The organism is Bordetella tumulicola (assembly GCF_054779135.1).
In genome coordinates this window covers 475151-494193 of the sequence record NZ_BAAGYU010000007.1, presented here as the reverse complement: position 1 = coordinate 494193, position 19043 = coordinate 475151, and the positions used below count along the sequence as shown (strand labels likewise).

The 19043-nt window shown below is 58.1% G+C and carries 13 protein-coding genes; 4 read left to right on the top strand and 9 right to left on the bottom strand.

Annotated elements, in window-relative coordinates; all coding sequences use genetic code 11:
- Positions 1-140: 140 nt before the first annotated feature.
- Positions 141-710 (bottom strand): TetR/AcrR family transcriptional regulator, encoded by a 570-nt coding sequence (locus ACYVDM_RS10645; protein ID WP_415786041.1) that lies wholly within the window; start codon positions 708-710, stop codon positions 141-143.
- A gap of 101 nt (positions 711-811) precedes the next feature.
- On the opposite strand from ACYVDM_RS10645, the gene ACYVDM_RS10640 reads away from it, so the two are divergent.
- Entirely contained in the window at positions 812-1561 is a 750-nt protein-coding gene (locus tag ACYVDM_RS10640) for an SDR family NAD(P)-dependent oxidoreductase (protein ID WP_415786043.1), read from the top strand.
- A 637-nt stretch (positions 1562-2198) separates the two neighbouring features.
- On the opposite strand, the gene ACYVDM_RS10635 is transcribed toward ACYVDM_RS10640, so the two are convergent.
- The 7 genes from ACYVDM_RS10635 to guaB form a co-directional block, all read right to left on the bottom strand.
- Complete coding sequence (locus ACYVDM_RS10635) at positions 2199-5690, bottom strand: DEAD/DEAH box helicase (RefSeq protein WP_415786045.1); 3492 nt, start codon at positions 5688-5690, stop codon at positions 2199-2201.
- A gap of 200 nt (positions 5691-5890) precedes the next feature.
- The gene (locus ACYVDM_RS10630) at positions 5891-7798 is read right to left on the bottom strand and encodes a hypothetical protein (protein WP_415786047.1); all 1908 of its coding nucleotides are present in this window, start codon (positions 7796-7798) and stop codon (positions 5891-5893) included.
- On the bottom strand, positions 7795-8343 hold the full coding sequence (locus tag ACYVDM_RS10625; RefSeq protein WP_415786049.1) for a hypothetical protein: 549 nt from the start codon (positions 8341-8343) through the stop codon (positions 7795-7797). The genes ACYVDM_RS10630 and ACYVDM_RS10625 overlap by 4 nt, the downstream gene beginning before the upstream one ends.
- Positions 8340-9518 carry a dsDNA nuclease domain-containing protein gene (locus tag ACYVDM_RS10620; RefSeq protein WP_415786051.1) on the bottom strand — a complete coding sequence of 393 codons (1179 nt, stop codon included), beginning with the start codon at positions 9516-9518 and terminating at the stop codon, positions 8340-8342. The genes ACYVDM_RS10625 and ACYVDM_RS10620 overlap by 4 nt, the downstream gene beginning before the upstream one ends.
- Before the next feature lie 138 nt (positions 9519-9656).
- Positions 9657-10916: a tyrosine-type recombinase/integrase gene (locus ACYVDM_RS10615; RefSeq protein ID WP_415786053.1), complete on the bottom strand. Its 1260-nt coding sequence runs from the start codon at positions 10914-10916 to the stop codon at positions 9657-9659.
- 326 nt (positions 10917-11242) lie between these two features.
- Positions 11243-12835, bottom strand: coding sequence for a glutamine-hydrolyzing GMP synthase (guaA, locus tag ACYVDM_RS10610; RefSeq protein ID WP_415786055.1), 1593 nt, complete (start codon positions 12833-12835; stop codon positions 11243-11245).
- Between the two features lie 156 nt (positions 12836-12991).
- Positions 12992-14452: an IMP dehydrogenase gene (gene guaB / locus ACYVDM_RS10605; RefSeq protein ID WP_415786057.1), complete on the bottom strand. Its 1461-nt coding sequence runs from the start codon at positions 14450-14452 to the stop codon at positions 12992-12994.
- Positions 14453-14618: 166 nt separating this feature from the next.
- On the opposite strand from guaB, the gene ACYVDM_RS10600 reads away from it, so the two are divergent.
- Both ACYVDM_RS10600 and ACYVDM_RS10595 read left to right on the top strand, forming a co-directional pair.
- Positions 14619-15254 carry a DUF2239 family protein gene (locus ACYVDM_RS10600; RefSeq protein WP_415786059.1) on the top strand — a complete coding sequence of 212 codons (636 nt, stop codon included), beginning with the start codon at positions 14619-14621 and terminating at the stop codon, positions 15252-15254.
- Positions 15255-15364: 110 nt separating this feature from the next.
- Positions 15365-16198 (top strand): class I SAM-dependent methyltransferase, encoded by an 834-nt coding sequence (locus ACYVDM_RS10595; RefSeq protein ID WP_415786061.1) that lies wholly within the window; start codon positions 15365-15367, stop codon positions 16196-16198.
- Between the two features lie 108 nt (positions 16199-16306).
- Here ACYVDM_RS10595 and ACYVDM_RS10590 read toward each other — a convergent pair whose 3' ends face one another.
- Positions 16307-18295: a gamma-glutamyltransferase family protein gene (locus ACYVDM_RS10590; RefSeq protein ID WP_415787042.1), complete on the bottom strand. Its 1989-nt coding sequence runs from the start codon at positions 18293-18295 to the stop codon at positions 16307-16309.
- Between the two features lie 167 nt (positions 18296-18462).
- On the opposite strand from ACYVDM_RS10590, the gene ACYVDM_RS10585 reads away from it, so the two are divergent.
- Entirely contained in the window at positions 18463-18750 is a 288-nt protein-coding gene (locus ACYVDM_RS10585; RefSeq protein ID WP_460475414.1) for a transposase family protein, read from the top strand.
- Positions 18751-19043 lie beyond the last annotated feature (293 nt).

Genomic DNA, 19043 nt, shown 5'->3' with positions numbered 1-19043 from the left:
TGAATGCCTCACCAATAACAGGCCGAGGCAGGCCTGCACCTTAGGTCGAAATGATGATCCACCGAAAGCACAAGCTCGTTGGCCGTCGTGCAGCCCTTTGATTTGCTATTTGTTTGATAGCGAAAGCCGCGATTGTCAGCTCAACGCATCCCGATGCCGTCAAGGAACAGATCCACCAAGTGCGCGACGCGCGTTTTCCCGGCGCGGCCTTGCTCGACGGCAAGGGAGATCGCCGTGACCATGCACAAGAGGTCGTCCAGGGAAACATCCTTGCGAACAGCTCCCGCTTTCTGTGCGCGATGGAGCAGCCGCAGTCCCTCTTCGCTCCCGGCGTGACAGCCGGGAGTGCCACTCTGGAGTACCGCCCCCAGCGACGCCGCCAACCCGCGATAGTGGCTGGCGTGCATCACCAGTTCCTGGACAAAGGCGCGTATGGAAGCCTTCGGTTCGAGCGTGTCGTCTGCGGCCCGGCTCGCCGCAGCGAGCGACAGCAAGCGCTCATCGCTTAATGCAGCAAGCAGGGCCTCGCGCGCCGGAAAGCGGCGATAAAGCGTTCCGATACCCACCTTGGCGCGCTTGGCGACATCGTCCAGGGAGGCATCGGCGCCACGTTCAAGAAACACCTCTTCCGCCGCGGCGAGGATGCGCTCCCGGTTGCGCGCTGCGTCGGCGCGCAGTGGCGCTTCGTCGGTTCCAGAATGTCCTTTCATTTTCGATCTCATTTACGAAATGGATCATACCTCCATTTACAAAGTGGATGATCTCTCCATATAATAAGTGGAGTAATACTCCACTTATAGATGAGGTACATATGAGCAAGCGCTTTGAGAACAAGGTTGTGGCGATCACCGGCGGCAGCGAGGGCATCGGCCTGGCGACTGCCAAGCTCTTTGCGGCCGAAGGCGCGCAGGTCTACCTCACCGGACGCAGACAGGAACGACTCGACGAAGCTGTGCGGGAAATCGGCAATGGTGCTATTGGCGTACAAGGAGACGCCGCGAACCTCGCTGACCTCGATCGACTCTATGAACGCATCCAACGCGAGCACGGGAAGTTGGATGTCGTTTTTGCCAACGCCGGCATCGCCGAGGGCGAACCGCGGCCGCTGGGTACGATCGACGAAGCGGGCTTCGACCGCGTCTTCGGCCTGAATGTGCGTGGCCTGCTTTTCACTGTGCAGAAGGCATTGCCACTGCTGACTGCGGGCGGCGCAGTAATCCTTAACGGCTCGGTTGCCGGCAGCAAAGGCTTTCCCGACCAGTCGCTCTACAATGCGAGCAAGGCGGCGGTGCGTTCGTTCGCGCGAAGCTGGACGACCGACCTGAAGGAGCGTGGCATCCGCGTAAACGTGGTCTCGCCGGGCGGCACCGAAACACGCCTGATGCGCGGCTACCTCGACACGCGTCCGGGAGTCGAAGACATGCTGACGCAGATCGTGCCGCTCGGTCGCCTGGGACAACCCGACGAAGTCGCGCGCGCCGTGCTCTTTCTGGCATCCAGCGAGAGCAGCTATATCGCGGGCGTCGAACTCTTCGTGGACGGCGGCTCGCTCGCTGTTTGAGCCCCGCTTCGCCCGAGACTTCCTGCAAGCCGCGCAACGCTACTACGGCCACGACGGTAAGTCCTTGCCCTCGGCGTCGAACGGCAAGATAGTTGCATCGTGCCTCGCCCACGTTGCGGGCGCTGGGTCTATTCGATGTGCTTTCGATCCAGGACGCCGCTCTTGCTGCGGCTGGTCGAAACGCACTGAGAAACGCGCGCAAGCCACTTGCGCCCCGCCCCGTCGTCACCCGGACAAAGGCGGCGACGGGGCGATTTGGTGATGGACATTGAAATTGGGCGCGGCAAACCTGCCGCGCCCAATTTAGTCAGATAGTCCTCGAAGGACGTCAAATCACTCCCACTCGATCATCAACAAGTCGCCTAAACCCGCATGGTTAAAGGGATTGGCAGTGATCAACATAGGGCGTTACCGTCACTTTTACCGTTAGAAGCTCGCATCTTTTGCTGGCGCGAGAAATGGAGCAATTTGCGGGGCGGCAACTCTGGCAACACCATCATCAATCAGGGAGAAGGATACCAAGTTAACGCACCTCTTGGTGCTGCCACAGTCTGGTGTATACGCCAGGATGCAGCAGCAACTATGGCCAAGCCCTAAGTCCGAAGCATCAGTGACTTACCGGCAAACATGCGCAATATCAGCTGGAACAGAAGATTCGCATGGCAACGTTTGCGCGAGCTGCCGATGTCTGGAGTGTGCCCAGGTAATAAGCCATCTGGAGTGACAACGGAGTTGGCCCCGCAGGGCGCGTGAGTTGTCGGACAAGTTCCTTCTTGCTGAGCGTACGGCCGGCAAAGATCCAGATCTCCTTTGCGTACTGTGCGGACTGGATGCCACGTTTGATCTCGCCCCAGGTGACTTGGAGATTCGGGTTCGAGGATCTCAGCACTCGATGCGGAACCTGCCGATGATCATCCGTTGACCAGGGTGATGCCCACCAGGTGGAGCGATCCTGGAGCCGCGCGCCGCGTGCGATGAAGGCAAGAGACGCCATCGCCTGACGACCAACGATCTGCATAGCACTCACGCTCATCGAGTTGTCGTTGACTTTGGCATGCACGAACACCACGCGACGAGGGCTCTCACCCTTGAACATGAAATCGGCTTGCTCCTGACCACCGTCGTCGCACACCATCGTGTCAAACGTCTGCAGCTCTTGAGCGAGTGCAGGGTCCAGCGCGTGCAAGGGTCGTGCCCTGGCATTTGAGCGAGCGCCGTGACTGGAGAGCCCGAACTCAGCGAAGACGCCGCCGAAAACGGAACCTGCCACCCACTGCCTCGCGCTTCCTCCACCCTTCTCGGACGTGACTTGCTCTAGCCACGGCGAAGGCGTGAGCATCTCCAGAGGTGATCCTTCCTCTCGACCCGCGGCAATCGCGTCAATGTCTAAACCGGTTTGATAGAAGAGCCGCTTGGCATAGGTGAGATCGGATCCACTCGGTATGACCCGAAATGCCTGCTCCTTGTTGAGGGCGCGTACCAGGGATGCTGGCTCAGTCGAGGGGGAGTTGGGGTCTCTGACGAATGCGTCCAGTTCTGGCGATTCGATGTCATAGCGGCCTTTAGGCCGAACATTGCCTGTGACCGCGTACGTGATTTTTCCGTTCAGGACCTTGCCGTCCACATTCAGGCTGAAAGCCCCGGATCCATCAACGTCGACGCAGGTTTCTGCTTGTCTAAGAGATTCGCACTTCGTGGCATGCCAGCCAGCTGTATCCAACGAGGTGTCGAGCAAATCGTAGAAGTCGAACAGAACGTTCATGGGTAGAGCGTCTTGTACAGGCGGTGCTGCGACTGACCGGGCGAACCGCTCGAAGACACCACTGATGAGCGCATTCGAATCAAGGACTGCGGCCAGATGCTGGAGCCACACGAAGTATTCGTTGACCGAACGTCGCTGTGTGCGTGCGCTGTAGTCGGAAACGCTGGCTCGGTCGATCGACAGGTAGCGTGTAACCGGCGTGTCCTGCAGACGCATCGATGCCCGAACTGAGTGCAGGGCTTGGCTGCTTTGCGACAAGTCAAAAAAGCCGCTGGCGAAGTCGTGCATCCGAGCTGTGACTGAGCGGACGGCGGACTCGGACAAGTCCAACCCGATGGCGGATGCTTGGGACACTCTAGATACGATCCCGTTCCCGTTCGCGGGAATCAGGCGCTCAAGGTGTTCCGCGGACTCCGGCTCAAGCCCGAGGGCGTCCAGGTCAATCACGATGCCCTCGGTGTCCAGGATAAACACCCGCGCGCCAATCCGGCCAAGCACCATAACGCCCAGGCTCCAGATCGGTAGGGAGTGTCGGATCAACAGCTCTGAATTCTTGCAAGTCAGGTAGTGAATCAACCGTACTGAGCCCGGCTCAGCGAATCCAGATTGGAGGATCGTCACGTTGTAGCGGTCCTCAAGCTGCATTGCATCGGCGCAGGCTTTCGTCAGGTCGTCGAGCGTGGCAGTGTGAGAGTACCGGTAGATGGATGTTCTAAGGGGAACCGCAAAATCTGCGTACCTGGGAGGCTCGAGGGCGTCGTCCAGCGGAACACGCTCTCGAAAGTCGCCCGCCAAGTATTGGTAGGGAGCTACGCTCTGCAAGAGCAGTCCCGGCAAGTTCGACTCTTGCTCAAGAGCGCGCTTTGGGTCCTTGGCGAAGTGCTGCTCGTAGCGGGTGTATCGCTCAAATCGGGCGTGGGCATCGGCCTGTATGTCCGCGCTGGCAAATACGGTTGCAACTTCTTTGTCGGGCGCGCCCCGATCAAGCACCCGGATGATGCGACCGATCTGTTGGATCGTTGCACGCGATGTGGAGAACGGCTCATAGATCGCGATGGTCGCGAAAGTGCTGTCGTCGACGCCTTCGAGAAGCTTCCATTGATGGAGCCAATACTCGATGGGGTCACTCTCAGGCGCTAGCAACGCCCGATTTACGCTCTGGAACTCCAGCTTGACCGCATCGTCACGCTTCACTTTGTCATGGATGAGAACAGCGCTGCTGCCTAAGCTTTGTAGCGCGTCGCGCATGAGAATCAGCGATTCATGATCGGCGCAGCGCACGATCACGCGTCTGGGGCCGCGCGCTGCGGGCCAGTACTGCTTGTCCAAAACTGTAGTCTTGAACTTTTTCAGGGCTTCGGAGAATTCCGAAGGACTGCAGCCGCTCTTGGGTAGATGCTGGGCACCTGCAAAGGTCACTGGCCGGATTAAATGTCGGTTGGTCGCCTCTTCATAGCCAAGGTTGAAAGCGAAGTTCCCGCGCACCTGAAAGTACTTGAAATCGTTACGGTACGGCGTCGCGCTAAACAACACCGTGGGACGCGCCAGCTCACGAATGCACTGGGACCAGACAAATGCCGGTTCGTAGTGACCTTCATCAACGATGACGAGATCGAAGTCAGAGAGTGCTGCACGGACGAGATCCGCTTGTGGAGCGGTCCATTCAGACGATCGGGGTGCATCGGTAGGGCCTTCGTCGCGCTCGGTCGGGTAGCGGCCAGTGAGCCGATGTGCAGGTCGAGGCGGTCGAAGGATCTGAGCCAAGGCGCTGAAGGTTCCCACAACGATCAGCCGCTCGCCCTTCGGATAGGAGCATAAAGTCGCCGTTGTCGAGGGCAGAAGCCTCATGACGCCATCGGCGGTCATCTGGGTATCCGTCGGTACAGCATCGCCACGTTGGGACGCTCTGAGCCCAGTTGTCCCATACTCAAGTTCAAAGTGCTTCCAGAACCTCCAGTGGACATCGTTCAACATCTGGTCCACGAGCGACCTTCGTGGCGTGATTATGAGCGTCCTGCGAACCTTCGGTAGCGCGCAGGCCAAAGTAGCAATCACGCCAGACTTGCCCGTTCCCGTAGGCATTTTGATGAGTGCAGACTCGGATGGCGTGCTTCCTGCAACCGCGCCGATGTAGGCCACTGCAGCGCCTACAGCTCGACGTTGGGGTGCCCAGAGGCCGGCTGAAGGTCGATACATGCATGCGTCGGTGGCCGCCGTCCAGAACTTGTAGCTCGACAACGCCGCCATCGCTTGGTCGAAGTACTGCTGTTCGCCTGCTGTTCGAGTGGGCGGCAAGCAGCACGTGCCGCCAAGGCGGGACATATCAGTGCTCGCGGGATCGGTGATGTCCAGGTCCGATAGCTGCAATTTCTTCTTCCTTTTATATTTCCGGCCGCGTCGGACCGGCTAAGTTCCCGCATCCCGCCCGTCGTCATGACCACGCGTCGCACCACCGTCGACGATGCACCGTGCTGAGCAACTCGCGCACGGCGCATGTGGTCTGCGATAGATCCATGCCCTCCTTGTCGGCCGGCCCAACTTCAACAAACATCGCGATCCGAGGATCGCTACCCTACGTAGACCTTGTGAAGGTTGGTTCGATGAACGCCAGTTAGCCCCTTGAACGATGCTCCGGTCATGATGACTTGTGCGCCCATGAAGGAATCCTGGGCCAAGAGGTCAATGAACGGCTGAACGATGAAGTTCTCTTTGTCCTCTATAGACTCTCCGAGAAAATCTCCGGGGAGGTCGATGATCGACAGGCCCGGGTAGTGACAATGAGGCAAAGAGCTCAGCGAGAGGAGGCCAAAGTGATATGACATCAAGAAGTACAACGTATCCGTCCCACCCAACGCCGAGCTCCACCGCCTGGACCCCACCTTGATGCTGAAGGCGGATCTAGAAAGATTTACGTCGACTGCGCTGTGTCGCCACACGTTGGGTTTGATGCGATTCAGTGCATTCAGATAGAAAGTCATGCCGGAAGAAAGCAGTTCCTCACCATGGCCGAAGTCGGTGGCGCGCGTGATGTCATCGACCTGAACTTGTAGTGGCGCGATCTCCGTCTCCATTGCTTCAATCTGTCCAGTGAGTTGTTCGCCCAGCTCAACTGCTCCAGTCAAGCGCTTCACCTGGCGCTGCCGCTCGTTTAGTTCCCCCATGGCCATGTCGATAGCGGTCAGTTCCTCACTCACCAAAGCAGACACTGCCTCCCGTGCGGGTGCGAGTTCGTTCTCGGCCATCCTTAGCTGTTCGTCTAAAGCCAACTGCGCGTGAGCAAGACGCTCTACCTCCCGTCCAAGAACGACGAGCAGCGTCTCCGCTTCCTGAAGTTCCCCCGTGAGACGATTGTTTTCAAACTGCAGGCGTGCTGCCCCCAACCCTTCGACCATCGGCTCCACGGGGAGATGTTGATGACATAGGTGGCAATCGGTCACATCGACTGCTTGTTGCGCGACTGTTTGGTCACACGCGGGACAATGCGTAATTTTTAAGTCGGCGAACAAGGCTCCCGCGTCTTCTGCACGATGCAGCCGCGCCAGTTCATTCGTCAAATCGTCTCGGTAGCGCTGCATCTCCTCCAACCGTTCAGTCGTCGCCTTCGTTTGGCGAAACTGTTCCTCTCGCGTAACGATGAGCGCGGCCCGTTTTTCGCTCAACGCCTCAATGCGTCCGCGGCTCTGGTTGGCAACAGCATTGTTTCGTCCGTCGACAAGCGTAGCAATTCGATGATCCCTAAGCTCATTGAGCTTCATGTCGATGCGCTCCTCCGCCTGCCGCACAACTTCCGCGTTGACACTCTGTTCGAGGCCTTCGACATTCAAGAGATCTCTTGCAAGTTCGTTCAGCGTTGAGCCGTATTGCTCGCGCCTGGCTTTGAGACGCTCTACCGCAAGCTTCATCCCCACCAGCTGTCCATACTTCTCGGTGTAGATGTGCTCAGCCAGACCAAGGAACTGCAGCAAGCATGCGTGTTGCTCGGCCTCAATCTGTTGGTCTGCGATGCCGCTCCAGAACCGTTGCTGCCGGTAAATATGTCGCAGCAGCATCCTGAAACTGAGCTCAGGCCAAGTCTGGCCAGAAAATGGATTTCCTCGCGGAAAGTGCATCAAAGGGATATCGAGCTTTTGCAGTAAAAGATGTTGAAAGTCACGCGCCGGTAGACCTTCACCATCGACGAAAACCTTCGTCTTGCTGCCCGGTTCCTTCCAGCGCCGCTCGACGAGCAGGGTTTCCTCTCCAACAACCAGCTCCGCGCTGATCGAGTCGTACTTTGCGAAGAGTTGCTCATCAAATGTCGACTCAAAAGACGACGGATCACCCAGCAGATGGTCGAGCATCTGAAGCCACTTCGTCTTTCCCGTGTTGGGGGGGCCGATGAGCAGGTTGACGCCAGGTTCAAACTTCAAGGCTTCGGTTTCGCCGTTGGAGAATCGACGTGCTAGCCGACCGATGGAAATGTATCGCCCGCTCATGCCTCGATCACCTCACCTAGGCGGCGACGGCCCACTTCCTCGTCGAAAACTTTGTAGATCATGTCTTTCAGCGACGTGCCACTACGCGAGCCAAACGCGCTCTTCACTTCCTTCATCCGGCTCACGATCGGAGCGAATGAAGGCAATTCCAACAAACGTTTGGCTCGATCTTGACCAAGATCAGTTAGGGCAATACGGTAGGAGTTCTTTTCTTTGGCCACGGAAATCAGTCTCCTCGCCTCTAGGTTTGCTAGCACATGGTAGTAGCGCTTGTCCCACGGGCCATAGTGGTGTCGCACCATGGCCGACTCAACAGCGCGATCAGATATCCCGGTTCCGTTCGACTGATCACGCGCGGTCTCGAAAAAGTCGGGATACCTGACAAAGAAGTCGAGTTTCGCCATCTTTGTCAAACCGTCGATCCGCCCCGCGGTTCCGCACAGTCTCAGGAGCAGCAGCAGTCGCGCCATGTGGAACTCCACGACATCGTCGGCAGCCAACGGTAGGCTGACGGGCCGGTTGCCCAGGCGTTCGAGCGACTTCATCGCACTGGCCTCGCGAATCGGTGCAAGCAGCGGTCTGTGATGTCGTACATGCATCCCTGAAGGAAAGCAGATCGATCTTTCTCGCCGGCAGGTCTGTCCTCGTTCATGGCATTCAGCCGTTCCAGACATAACGACAGAAAGGCTGCACCATCAATGTCGAGGTGGCCGGCGGAGTAGCGCGCACGCAGCAGCATCATTTCCGACTTCACGCGCTGCTGGAGAACAGATGTTTCGTCTTCCGCCATGTAGCGCGTAGTTCGCATTAACGCGGCGTAAGTCCGCCGAATATCAACTGCCAGTGCGATCGTCTCAGACCCCGCACCGATCTCGTTGAGCTTGGTTGAAAGTTTGCCGCCGCCGGGCGCCGTCGCACCGTCGCGGATTTCGTCAGTACGTCGGCACCACCAATCGCAAATCGCCGTGCGCGTAATGATCTTTTTATCCCGGTCGGGAATCCAGCGGGCCTCTCCGGCACTCTTGGCCCAGTCACGCAACTCACCAAGCAGAACTTGCGCTTGCTCGGGGAGAAGGCATTGACCTTCTTGCGCCGACAGTTCGATCAATTTCAGCAGGTTGGCGTTTGCGATGCTGGCGTGATCGTTCCGGACGTCCCAGACACAGTTGTCAATCCAGAACTGTGCGTCGTTGCCTTTGGCCGATTTGGTTTCAGGGCAGTATTGACCGATGGCGTCCAGGAGCGCGGTCACCGCCTCGCTTTCCGGCTCCCGCCCTGGCGCACCGAGTGGAGAGGTCAGCACCCGAAGGGCCGTCACGACCGGCCGATGGGTGACTAGGCGAAACCTTGACGGCTCGATGTACTTATCACGAGCCAAGGACACCTCAAATATCGAACTTCCAACCGCGCCTGCCTTGCGAAAGCAGAGGTTGGCGACAGACCAGAGCTGGTCAGGCTGGCCTCCCTTCACCTGCACGAACTCGGCATGGCAAACATCGTCCACACATCGAACAAGCAGAATGTCGTCGTGTGTCTCGCAGTGGACCTTCCAAATGGAAGGGGAACACAGCATTTCTATGAGGAAGCCCACCGCGACCTCGTCTTGATAACTAAAACCGATCCTAGCGATGGGCCCACCCTCCTCTTGCGGCGAGATTTCGTCGATCGACGGCCAGACTGCTGGTGCTAGCGTGGTAGCTTGGTCGTCACTGACGGTCATCAAGTCTCCATTTCATAGGATCGACGAGTGCGGGTGGATAATTTGTTACATATTACACGAATAGCTCGTGAGTCTGCTGTGCGGCCGACATGGCCACACAGCGCCCAGGTCCAATATTACCCAAAACGTTACCTGAAGCTACAATCCCCGACCATAATGTACAAGAACCGCCAAGTTTTCCGGAAACAGTCTCGGAACGTAGATCTGCTCGTTGATCCAGGCATCCACCATGTCCGCCCACTCTTGCAACATGTGTCGCCGTTGCTCAGCGTACTCGGCCTTGTTGTAGATCGAGCGCGAGGACCGTCCGTCTCCATGCGCAAGGCATTTCTCGATCCAATCTCGGTTGAAACCCAATTCGTGCAGCAGCGTTGATCCCGTACGGCGCAAATCGTGAACGGTAAACGACTCCAGTGGTAAGCCCGCGACTTTGGCCCTCTCGACTACAAGCTGCGTGACACGGTTCAGGGTCGCCTTGGACATGCAACTGTCAGCGTTGTAGCGCGACGGCAGGACAAACTTGGAACCGGCCGCACAGGTATGCAACGCCACGAAAATGTCGAGCGCCTGACGTGAGAGATAAACCACGTGCGGCCTCCTCCCCTTCATTCGCTGCTTTGGAATGGTCCAGGTTGCCTTCTCGAAATCGACCTCGTCCCAAGTCGCCTCGATCAGCTCACTCTTTCGCACCAACGTCAGCAAGATCATGCGCAATGCTAATCGGATCGTCGGATAGGTAGCCACGCACCCTAATTGCTTGGACATCAGATGGATTTCCTGCGGGGACAAGGCACGATCCTTCGGTACGAAAGTCGCAATGGAAGCCGCTTCTACACTATCAGCAGGGTTTACCACCTTCTCCCCATGCAGATTCGCGTAGCCGTATATCTGCTTCACAAGGTCCCGAATATGAACGGCGGTAGTTGGTGCGCCTCGCGCTCTCACACGCATGCACAGAGCGCGTAGATCCTCCCCATGGATTTCGCCAAGAAGGCGTTTGTTGAACGCTGGCAAGATGTCGCGATCCAGTACGCTCTTTCGCATCGAACGGGTCGACTCGGCCATCGTGGCCCCATAAAGCCAACGGGTGGCATGATCGCTGAAGGTCTGGGTCTCCGGCCCACGTCCCTTCTCTCGTTGCTTCTGTAGCGCTGGCGAAGTGCCCTCGCCCAGCAGCCCCCTGGCCCGCCGCAGTTTTTCTCGGGCTTCGGCTAGTGAAATCCCTCCGAAGCCGTAACGGCCTATGGTCAACGTCTCTCGTCGGCCATTGATCCGGTAGTCGTATCGGAAGGTAATGGTGCCTTTCGGCGAAACGATGGCGTACATGCCATCGCGATCGGCGACCTTGTAGAGGATCGCGCGGGGTTTCAAGTTCCGCAGGGAAAAGTCTGTAAGCACGGGAATAGTCTCCTGATTGAAACGGCCGATTGCCGTCACCTATCACGAGACCTACATGCCCTTGCGAGCCCGCATAAATCCTGATGTCTAAGAGGAAGAACTACCGTCGCTGACGGTAGTTCTTTCGTGGCTACGCCAACCCCAGGCCAAAGAGCTTGCGCACCCCGTCAAATTTACCGTCAGCTTCGCTGCCTGGAAGCTCTTAAAGGTAAATTATTCACACGAAATAGTCTTTAAAATCAACAACCTAGAAGAATCACATTCTTGTTGATGATATTCCGAGAGACCTTCTAGACTGTTGATTTATAAGGGAAAACTGCTTCCCCTCACTCCCACTCGATTGTCGCAGGCGGCTTGCTCGACACGTCATACACCACCCGATTCAACCCACGGACTTCATTAATAATCCGCGACGACACCTTAGCCAACAACGCATGCGGCAACGGCGCCCAATCGGCAGTCATGAAATCAAAGGTCTGCACGGCGCGCAAGGCCACGACGTATTCGTACGTACGGCCATCGCCCATCACCCCTACCGACTTCACCGGCAGGAATACCGCAAAGGCTTGCGACGTCAGGTCGTACCAGCTCTTGCCGGTATCCGCATCGATCGTGTTGCGTAGCTCTTCGATGAAAATCGCATCCGCGCGACGCAGCAGGTCGGCGTACTCGTGCTTGACCTCGCCCAGAATGCGCACGCCCAGGCCGGGGCCGGGGAACGGATGACGATAGACCATTTGCGGCGGCAGACCCAGCGCCACGCCGAGCTCGCGGACTTCATCCTTGAACAATTCGCGTAACGGTTCTAACAACTGCAGATTCAACGTGTCGGGCAAACCACCGACGTTGTGGTGCGATTTGATCGAAGTGGCTTTGCCGGTTTTCGCGCCGGCCGATTCGATCACATCCGGGTAGATGGTGCCTTGAGCGAGCCATTTGGCATTTTTTAGCTTACCGGCCTCGGTCTGGAATACCTCGACGAACTCGCGACCGATGATCTTGCGCTTGGCTTCGGGGTCGGCCTGGCCAGCGAGTTTGCCCATGAACTGCTCGGTGGCATCGATGTGAATGATTTTCACACCCATGTTTTCGGCAAACGTCTGCATGACTTGCTTGCCTTCATCCAGGCGCAGCAGGCCGTGGTCGACAAAGACGCAAGTCAGTTGGTCGCCGATGGCTTTATGGATCAAGGCTGCGGCAACGGAGGAATCCACACCACCTGACAGACCCAGGATGACTTCGTCACTGCCGACCTGCTCGCGAATACGTGCGACAGCCTCGGCCACGTAGTCCGGCATGTTCCAGTCGCCCTGGCAGCCGCAGATGTCGTTCACAAAGCGAGCCAACATGGCCTTGCCCTGAATCGTGTGCGTGACTTCGGGATGGAACTGGACTGCATAAAACTTGCGGGTTTCGTCGGCCATGCCAGCGATGGGGCACGACGGGGTCGACGCCATCAGCTTGAAGCCCGGCGGCAGCTCGGTGACCTTGTCGCCGTGGCTCATCCAGACCTTGAGCATGCCATGGCCTTCGGCCGTGGTGAAGTCGGCCAAGCCGTTCAGCAACTGCGTATGCCCGTGCGCACGGACTTCGGCGTAGCCGAATTCGCGGTGATCGGAAAAACTGACCTTGCCACCCAACTGCTGGGCCATGGATTGCATGCCATAGCAAATGCCCAGCACCGGCACGCCTAATTCGAAGACGGCCGGCGGCACGGTCAGCGAGCCTTCGGCGTAGGCCGAGGCATGACTGCCCGACAGGATGATGCCTTTGAGGCCCTGTGCTGCTTGCTCGCGCACAAAGGCGTCGTCGACATCGCCTGGATGAATTTCGGAATAAACACCGGCCTCGCGAACGCGGCGGGCGATCAATTGGGTGACTTGCGAACCGTAGTCAAGGATGAGAATGCGCTGATGCATAAAGACTCTGCCGGTTTAAAAAAAAGAAAATGCCGCTACGCGAGCTGACTGCACCGGGGTGCCGTTTTGCCTAGGACAAAACGGCACCGGCAGAACCGCTGGGAAGCTTTGCGGTCCTGCCGGTGCGCGATCGTGGCATTGTACTGACTGACGGGATCAGTCGGCGCGATAGTTCGGGGCCTCTTTGGTGATCTGCACGTCATGGACGTGAGATTCACGAACGCCAGCCGAAGTAATCTCGACGAATTGCGTTTTAGTACGCATATCGTCAATCGAGGCGCAACCGCAATACCCCATCGATGCCCGAATCCCGCCCACCAATTGGTAGATGATGGCCAGGACACTGCCCTTGTATGGGACGCGGCCCTCGATGCCTTCGGGAACGAGCTTGTCGGCGTTATTGGCCGGATCCTGGAAGTAGCGATCGGCCGACCCGTCGGCCATGGCGCCGAGGCTGCCCATGCCGCGATACGACTTGTACGAGCGGCCCTGAAACAACACAATCTCGCCGGGCGCCTCTTCGGTACCCGCGAACATGCCACCCATCATGCAGGCAAACGCGCCGGCGGAAAGAGCCTTGGCAATGTCGCCGGAATAACGAATGCCGCCGTCAGCGATCAGCGGCACGCCTGTACCGTCGAGGGCTTTGGCCACATCGGCGATCGCCGTGATTTGCGGGACGCCCACGCCCGCCACAATGCGGGTCGTGCAGATGGAGCCCGGGCCGATCCCGACCTTGACACCGTCGGCGCCGTGCTCGACCAGCGCCAGCGCGGCCGCGGCCGTCGCGATATTGCCGCCGATCACTTCGACCTTGGGGAAATTCTGTTTGACCCAACGGACGCGCTCCAGCACGCCGGATGAGTGCCCGTGCGCGGTGTCGACGATGATGACGTCAACACCCGCGGCAGCGAGTTTTTCGACACGCTCTTCGGTGCCACTGCCCACGCCGACCGCGGCGCCGACGCGCAATTGACCTTTGCTGTCCTTGTTGGCAACCGGATGTTCGGTATTTTTAACGATGTCCTTGACGGTGGCCAGGCCACGCAGCTCAAAGGCGTCATTGACGATCAAGACGCGCTCGAGGCGGTGCTTGTGCATCAGCGCCTGGGCTTCGTCCAGCGTCGCGCCCTCTTGCATGGTAACCAGGCGTTCCTGCGGCGTCATGATGTTACGCAGGGGCTGGTCCAGACGGTCTTCGAAGCGAAGGTCCCGGTTGGTCACAATGCCGACCAACTTTTTGCCTTCGACCACGGGCAGGCCCGAGATGCCGTGTTGACGTTGCAGGGTAATCACGTCGCGCACTTTCATGTCGGGCGTGACGGTCACCGGATCAATGACGATACCGAACTCGTGGCGCTTTACGCGGGCGACTTCCTTGGCCTGCTCGTCAGCGGTCAGGTTTTTGTGGATGATCCCGATGCCGCCCTCCTGGGCCATCGCAATGGCCAGGCGCGATTCTGTCACCGTGTCCATGGCGGCAGACACGAGCGGGATATTCAGGGTGATATTGCGGGTAAGACGGGTGGCCAGAGAGGTGTCGCGCGGCAACACCTCGGAATACGCAGGCACCAATAACACATCGTCAAAGGTGAGCGCTTTTTGGACGAGACGCATGGAGGACTCCGGGCAAAGCAAGATTATACGCGTTCAATTCGCTTTGACTAGGTGCTTTCCCTAGTCTGAAACTTAAATTTCTCGTTTCAATATTTAACCCGGGTAATATTGATTGTTATTTTTACCCAGTAAATAATGGATGCATGTCCCGACAGAAGGAGCATCTATGAACACTACCGCCGACCCTGTAATGGATAAACTGGCACCCTGCACCGCCTTTAAAGGCCATCAACGCATTGCGTCTGGCCCCCTGCCCCAAGTCGCCTTGGCCGCGCGCCGAGCCCAACAGGAGCCCACCCCGGATCCGGTACTGATCTACAACGATGCCACCGGACGGCTGGTGGATGTCGACCTGCGCGGTACGGACACCGACATCACCGCCCGCCTGTCGCCCCCTGCACTACAGACGGACGAATCGCATGCGGACCCGGCATTGGCGACCGCTGGCGTTCTGGCGCGGGGACGTGGCCGGCCCAAGCTGGGCGTGGTATCCCGCGAGGTTACGCTGCTGCCCCGCCATTGGGATTGGCTATCGCAACAACCCGGTGGCGCATCCGTGACTTTACGGAAAATGGTTGACCAGGCGCGTCACGCCGATGCGGGCGTCACCCAACAGCGCCAGCAGCAAGAGGCCGCCTATCGCTTTATCTCTTCGATGGCCGGTGACATGCCAGGCTTCGAGGAAGCCGCTCGCGCCCTGTTCGCCCAAGACCAAACGCAATTTGTGCACCACGCAGCGGCGTGGCCCCAAGATGTGCGCGATCATGCCGCGCAGATGGCGTTCGGTGTGCAAACGTCATAGGGATGTGATGGCTCCTCGACCAGGGCGAGTCCTGATTCTGCCCCAATCGGGACACACCCTGATTTTCAGTACACTGGCATTTTTCCCGCTCCGGCGGTATGCCTTTACCGATGTCCTCTGCTCCCGAAATTCGCCCTGGCCAATCCGTCGAACTCCTCAAGGAACTCCATATCCTGACGCGGGACGGCAAACTGAACCAGGACAGCCGTCGCAAGCTCAAACAGGTCTACCACCTGTTCCAATTCATCGAGCCTTTGCTGCAAGACATTAAGACAGAACGAGACGCGGTGACATTGGTCGATCACGGTGCAGGCAAATCCTACTTGGGTTTTATTCTCTACGACCTGTTCTTCAAGGCCCTGCAGGATCAATCGCATGTCTACGGCATCGAAACCCGGGCGGAGCTCGTGACCTCATCGCAAGCCTTGGCCGAGCGATTGGGGTTTAAGGGAATGTCGTTTCTGAATCTGTCGGTGGCAGACTCCATCACCTCGGACCAATTGCCTAAACAGATCGATGTCGTCACGGCACTGCACGCCTGCAATACCGCCACCGATGATGCAATTCACTTCGCCCTGGCCAAGCACGCCAAATACATCGTGGTCGTGCCCTGCTGCCAGGCCGAGGTCGCTGCCGCCCTACGCAAAAACAAAAGCCAGGCGCTCGCGGATCCGCTCGCCGAAATCTGGCGCCATCCCTTGCACACGCGCGAATTCGGCAGCCAAGTCACCAACGTCTTGCGCTGCTTGCAACTCGAGGCGCATGGGTATCAAGTCAGTGTGACCGAGCTGGTTGGATGGGAACACTCGATGAAGAATGAGTTGATCATCGCGCAATATAAAAACCTGCCACGCCGCAAACCGGCGGAAAGGTTGAATGAGATTCTGGATCGCATTGGATTGCCAGCGCTGCGGGAGAGGTTTTTTACGGACGCGTTGGCGTGAGGCCTACGCTCGCCGCATCGTCTCACACTAAAAGCCCACCCCAACAAGGGGTGGGCTTTTAGTTTTGGCAAAGAGAAAGCGCCCTATCGTTGCTTTGTCAGCATCGCCTTAAAGTGCGCCATCTCCTAGCACGATGCCTTCTCGCCGCGGATCAGCACCGCCTTGCAGCATGGTCTTGCCATCTACTGTCACACGCATGATAGTCGCCACACCGCTCGATTGAGCACCGGTGGATACCGTATGCCCCTTGGCCTTCAGACCGTCGACCAATGCAGTGAGATCCAGCAGGGTGTTCGAATGATCCACACTCGTGCGGGGGCTGTTACTGGCACCGAACACCACGAGCGAGGTGGCCTGCTGCGCGTCGAGCCCCCAGTCCAACGCACCTACCACGGTCTTCACCACATATTGGATGATGCTGCCACCGCCAGGCGAACCCGTCGCCATCACGAAGTCGCCCGGTTGGTCCCCTCTGAAAACCAGAGTCGGGGCCATTGTGCTGCGCGGGCGCTTACCGGGCGCCACGCGATTGGCGATAGGTGTGCCGTTGTCGTCCACCGGGTCTGCCGAGAAGTCCGTGAGCTGATTGGTCAGCAGAAAACCGTCGACCATGTGGAACGAGCCCATGCTGGACTCGACCGTCGTGGTCATGGAAACCACGTTGCCATAGGCGTCGACCACGGAAAGATGCGTCGTGCCATGCTCAACCGTTTTGTCCACGCCCAGCGGTACATCCCCGAGATTGCCGGCCTGCGCTGTACCCATGCTTGCATTCATGTCGATGAGGTTGGCACGCTGCGTCAGATAGCCAAGGTCCAGCATCGTGGAAAAGCCCTTGCCAGGCAACGGGATGAAATCGGTATCGGCTACATATTTGTCGCGATCCGCATACGCCAGCCGCTCGGCTTCCGACACCAGGTGCACGCCCATCACGCTGGGAACCCCACCCTCGTTGGAAGGGGTCAAGGGACCATACTGCGACAGATCGAATTGGCCTAGGATGCCCAGCGATTGCGCGATCGCAATGCCTCCGGAGGAAGGTGGCGACATCGAGCAGACGTGATAAGTGGCGCGATAGTTCACACATACTGCGTCGCGCTTCTTGGGCTGGTAATTCGCCAGATCGCTCATGGTCATGAGGCTTGGTGTGATGGGCGTCTTGCCTGCATCGTCGCCCACCGCTTGCGCGGCCTTGGCAATGATCGCCTCTGCGATCTCACCGGTATGGAGCGCATCTGCGCCCTGTTCTGCGATGGCCTTCAGTGTCTTCGCGTAGGGCAGATTGGTCATGATTTCGCCGGTGGCACGCGGCGTTCCATCTTCATGGAAATACGTGGCCATGGCGTTGCCGTCCAGCGCGAGGCCGGCGGCATTGCTCTGGATGGCAGCGCCCAGGCGTCCAGGAATCTGGAAACCATCGGTTGAAAGCTGCACGCCATAGTCGAACAGGCTGTTCCATGGGAGTTTGCCATGTTCCTGCTGTGCCATTTCCAGCATGCGCAGCACACCCGGCACGCCGATAGCGCGACCGCTGCGGCGTGCGGACGGTACGGGGGCTGGAGATTGGGCGTCTGCTTGATCTTGACGTCTCAGGTAGTAGCCTGTCGCTGCGGCTGGCGCCGTTTCGCGGCCGTCGTAAGCGACTACCTCCTTGGTCTTGGCGTCGTAATACATCATAAATGCACTGCCCGCGATGGTGCTTGATTGTGGCTCCACCAGTCCCAGGACGGCTTGCATAGCGACGGCGGCATCCACTGCCGAACCACCTGCCTTGAGAATATCGCAGCCGGCCTTGACTGCCAGCGGCGTATTGGCCACAGCCATGTAGCTATTAGAGTTCTTTGCTGTTAGTCCGACCCGATAACCCGAGGCGGCTTCCGGCGCGGCGGGATCACCGGCTACACCAGAGCCCACGACAATTGACGAGTTGCCATCGCCTCGCACAGTGCAACTAGTGGGATCGTTGTCTACGACCAGATCGTTGCTTGTGATCGGATCGTCGGTATCGTCATCCCCACCACTTCCTGAACCACAGCTCGCCAAAAGAATGGCTGCGAGGGAGAGCGGCGCCAATTTCCAGCATTTTCTCGTGAGCATCATTGTCAGTTTCCTCTTGCGTGCTACACATATTGTTCGGCGAAATGAATCGCATTGAAGCGGACGAATGTCTTGTATAAGCAAAGTCGGCAGCATGGGTCATGCGTTGGGTAATCTGTCTCTGCTGTATGCCACTGTGACAGAGCGCAGCGCACCCGCCGCTTACTATAGCTGCAATTTGGCGGCATTGGAGGGTCCAACTACACTTTGCCGAACAGCCCGACCCAAGCGCACGATCCGTAGCAAGCTACAAGCTCGAAGATATCGTGATGATCACCTTGTGCGCGGTGGTTAGCGGTTTTGAGCACTGGATTGCCATTGAGGACTTTGGCAACGAGCATGAACCGTGGCGGCGCACTTTTCTGAAGTTTCCCAACAGCATTCCCTCGCACGACGCGCTCAATGACGTTATTGACTGTATCGATAAAAATGCCGTCAGTCAGGTAGGGGCGTGAATAAGTGAGGCGCTACCTCGCCTGGCGGGGTCGTCGCATTGCGCTCGATGGCAAGACATTGCGCGACAGCGCTATCCAAGGCAAGGACGTCATAGACTATCCCATGGCTCGCCTGCTCTGGCACGACATGAAGGGAACTCACGCGCCACAGATGAGGTGCATTGACCAGTGTACACATAGTCCTTCTTCAGCATGCAGCGTTCAATACTATCCACCGTTGCTTTAGACGCGGCTTCTTCCTGATCAAACGTTCTCTCCTTTCCGTTAGGTAGTGGGGCGAGCGAATAATCCCC